Genomic DNA, 3,380 nt, shown 5'->3' with positions numbered 1-3,380 from the left:
TGGGACCTTTCAGGTCCCCCGCCGGGCTTTGTGATCGCTTTATTTCAGCACGTCCCCGAGATCCAGCGTGACGGTGCCGTCCTCCAGGACAAAGGCGGGGATGCCGATGCCGCCGTTTTTCTTGACGGCCTCATAGTGGGGATCGCTGTCCCGCAGGGCCAGATAGGCCTTCAGGTCCGGCAGGCTGGCGGAGAGATTCTTGAACTCGATCTCCGCCTTGACCTCGGACAGGCGGTTCAGGGCGTACAGGGTGTCGGGGCACAGGTGGCTTCCAATGACAGTGACTTTCATCTGATACCTCCGTTACTTCAGCGCGATGGCTTCGATCTCGCAGAGCACGCCCTTGGGCAGCTCCCGCACGGCCACGCAGCTGCGGGCGGGCTTGGAGGTGAAATACCTGGCGTACACCTCGTTGAAGGCGGCGAAGTCGCCCATATCCGCCAGGAAGCAGGTGGTCTTGACAACTTTGTCAAAGCCGGAACCGGCAGCCTCCAAGATGGCGCCCACGTTTTTGCAGCTCTGCTCCGCCTGGGCGGAGATACCTTCGGGGGTAGTGCCCGTGGCGGGGTCCACCGGGATCTGACCGGAGGTGATGACCAGATCTCCAAAGGCGTAGCCCTGGGAATAGGGGCCGATGGCGCCGGGGGCATTCTTGGTTTCAATGACGTTCATGTGAAAAACTCCTTTTCTAAAATTGGATAGCTGATAAAATCAATCTGGAAAGCGATGGAATCAGGCGGTCTCCTTCTTGGCGGCCACAGCCTTCACGAGCCAGTCCTTGCCCTCCACCAGACGGGTGACGATCATGGAGGCGATGGTGTCGCCGGAGGAGTTCAGGCAGGTGGCGGCAGGGTCGAAGATGAAGCCCAGGGTGGCGATGATGGGGAATGCCTCGGCGGGGAAGTTGAACATGCTGACAATCAGCATCTCGCCCACCAGGCCGCCGCCGGGAGCGCCGGAGAGCACAAAGGCGGAGAGAATGGCCACAACGATGGCCATGGCATAGGTCTCCGCGCCGACGAAGTCCTTGCCGAAGACGCCGTACAGGAAGGCGATCTTCACGATGGAACTGAGGACGGAGCCGTCCATGTGCATGGTGCAGCCCATGGGCAGCACCAGGTCGCTGACGTCCTTGGGCACGCCGATGTTGTCACAGGCCTCCTTGTTGACCGGAATGGTGGCGGCGGAGGACTGGGTGGCAAAGGCTGTGATGGCAGGCGGGAAGATGTTCTGGATCATCATCCGGACGCCCAGCTTGCCGCCGGCCAGGAAGGCATATAGCGGGAAGAAGATCACCGCATAGAGCAGGCACAGGGGATAGTAGACCAGCATGGACCGGCCGTAGTCACCCACGATCTCTGGACCATAGGTGGCAACCAGGTTGGCAAAGTAGGCGCCCAAGCCGATGGGAGCGATGAACATGATGACGCCCACGAACTTCATGATGATGTCATTCAGGTTGTTCAGCAGCTTGCCCATAGGGCTCTCGTCGCCGCCGCAGGCGGACACGCAGAAGCCGAAGATGATGGCGAAAATGATTAGGGGCAGCATGTTGGACTTATCCCACAGGTCGGAGAAATCGGACACAGTCAGGGAACTGACCAGCAGCTCGCCTGCGCTCTGGGCCTCGCCTACCTCGCCGGTGGTCAGCTGGATGGAGGCGCCTGCGGAGGGGCTGAACAGGTTGACCCAGGTCAGCACGCAGGCCGCTGCGATCAGGCCGGTGAAGATGAAGGTGCCGACGGTGGAACCCAGGATCCGGCCCAGGCGCTTCATGTTGGCCATGCTGCCCACTGCGGAGGCGATGGACACAAACACCAGAGGAACCACAATGGTGAACAGCAGATTCAGGAAGATATCGCCGATGGGCTTGATGGTGGTACCCACAGAGGGCGCGAAAGCGCCGATCAGGGCGCCGATGGCGATGCCGCCCAGAATCAGAATCAGGCCTCCGTACTGCTGCCAGAAGCTCTTCTTTTGAATGGTTGCCATGTTCTTTCTCCTTTTCCCTTATTTCTCTGCGCGCTCTTGCTGGGGATTACAGGCTGTTGACAGCGGCCTCCAGCTGGCGCATGGCCTGTTCCAAAGTGGCGCGGGGGCAGGCGGCGTTCAGGCGCATGAAGCCATTGAGGCTCCGGCCGAAGGAGCAGCCGTCGTTGAGGCCCAGCTTGGCCTTCCGGATCATGAAGTCGTGGAGCGCCTCATTGCCCATGCCCAGCTCCCGGCAGTCCAGCCACATCAGATAGGTGGCGTCGGGGGCATAGGTCTTGATCTTAGGGATGCGCTTTTCACAGTAGTCCACCACATAGTCAAAGTTGGCGGAGAGATAGGGAAGCAGCTGGTCCAGCCACTCATCGCCCTGGTTGAAGGCCGCCTCCATGGCGGTGAGGGAGAAGGCGTTGTTCCGGTGGATATCCATGTTCATCCAGAACTTGTCAAAGACCTCCTTTTTGTGCGCGTTGGGGAACACCACTGTGCTGGCCTGCAGGCCGGCCAGGTTGAAGGTCTTGGTGCCAGAGATGCCGGTGATGACGTTGGCGGCGATCTCGGGGGACAGGGTGGCAGTGGGGATGTGCTTTTTGCCGTGGAAGATCAGGTCGGAGTGGATCTCGTCGGAGACCACCAGCACGTGATGCTTCAGGCACAGTTCCATCATCCGGCGCAGCTCCTCTTCCGTCCAGACATGGCCCAGGGGGTTGTGGGGGGAGCACAGCAGGAACAGGTCCGCCTGCTTCAGTTTCTCCTCAAAGTCTGCCCAGTCAACGGTCCACTTGCCGTCCTTCTCCACGAACTGATTCTCCAGAACCTTGCGGTTCCATGCCTCGGTCATATCATAGAACTCGGAGTACACCGGCGTCTGAATCAGGACGCTGCCACCCTCCGGGGTGAACAGCTTCACGCAGGCGGACAGGGTCTGCACCACGCCCAGGCTGAAGCTCATGAGGGACTGGTCGATGTCCCAGCCGTTGCGGCGCTTCTGCCAGCCCCGAATGGCCTCAAAATAGCTGTCCGGCCGGGCGGTATAGCCCCAGATGCCCTCCTCGGCCCGGGCCTTCAGGGCGTCGATGATGGGCTGGGCGGTCTTGAAGTCCATGTCCGCGATCCACAGGGGGATCACGTCCTCTGTGCCGAATTTCTTCTTCCGCTCGTCATACTTGGCGGAGTGGTTCCCGGAGCGGTCCACCACCGCGTCAAACTGGTAGGTCATTGGTATCCATCCTTTCTGCGGCGTTCTTGTGCGCTGATGCTTTGTTATACAGCAAAATATATGCCAAAAAAGCGGGAATTACCGAGGAAACGGAAAAAGAATTTAAAACAGAGGAGACAATCGGAAATTCTAACCAAAAATCTCCGGGCGGGTTTGGCAGATAAGCCAAACC

General features: G+C 59.6%; 5 protein-coding genes. All 5 read right to left on the bottom strand.

Annotated features, from left to right (window positions below; all coding sequences use genetic code 11):
- Positions 1–39 precede the first annotated feature (39 nt).
- Positions 40–291: a hypothetical protein gene (locus HMPREF1546_RS02995; RefSeq protein WP_021748271.1), complete on the bottom strand. Its 252-nt coding sequence runs from the start codon at positions 289–291 to the stop codon at positions 40–42.
- A 12-nt stretch (positions 292–303) separates the two neighbouring features.
- The gene (locus HMPREF1546_RS02990; protein ID WP_021748272.1) at positions 304–672 is read right to left on the bottom strand and encodes a RidA family protein; all 369 of its coding nucleotides are present in this window, start codon (positions 670–672) and stop codon (positions 304–306) included.
- A gap of 60 nt (positions 673–732) precedes the next feature.
- Positions 733–1,992 carry a dicarboxylate/amino acid:cation symporter gene (locus HMPREF1546_RS02985; RefSeq protein WP_021748273.1) on the bottom strand — a complete coding sequence of 420 codons (1,260 nt, stop codon included), beginning with the start codon at positions 1,990–1,992 and terminating at the stop codon, positions 733–735.
- A gap of 46 nt (positions 1,993–2,038) precedes the next feature.
- Entirely contained in the window at positions 2,039–3,208 is a 1,170-nt protein-coding gene (locus HMPREF1546_RS02980; RefSeq protein ID WP_021748274.1) for a MalY/PatB family protein, read from the bottom strand.
- A partial coding sequence (locus tag HMPREF1546_RS19375) for a hypothetical protein (protein ID WP_207643776.1) occupies positions 3,192–3,380 on the bottom strand: 189 nt, incomplete at its 5' end. The genes HMPREF1546_RS02980 and HMPREF1546_RS19375, both read right to left, overlap by 17 nt.

The organism is Oscillibacter sp. KLE 1745, from assembly GCF_000469445.2.
Lineage (GTDB): Bacteria > Bacillota > Clostridia > Oscillospirales > Oscillospiraceae > Oscillibacter > Oscillibacter welbionis.
Note: the sequence above shows the minus strand (reverse complement) of the source record. Positions and strands in the feature narration are given on the sequence as shown.

Coding starts and splice junctions, on each gene's coding strand:
- HMPREF1546_RS02995 (WP_021748271.1), bottom strand. CDS start 291: ATGAAAGTCACTGTCATTGGAAGCCACCTGTGCCCCGACACCCTGTAC.
- HMPREF1546_RS02990 (WP_021748272.1), bottom strand. CDS start 672: ATGAACGTCATTGAAACCAAGAATGCCCCCGGCGCCATCGGCCCCTAT.
- HMPREF1546_RS02985 (WP_021748273.1), bottom strand. CDS start 1,992: ATGGCAACCATTCAAAAGAAGAGCTTCTGGCAGCAGTACGGAGGCCTG.
- HMPREF1546_RS02980 (WP_021748274.1), bottom strand. CDS start 3,208: ATGACCTACCAGTTTGACGCGGTGGTGGACCGCTCCGGGAACCACTCC.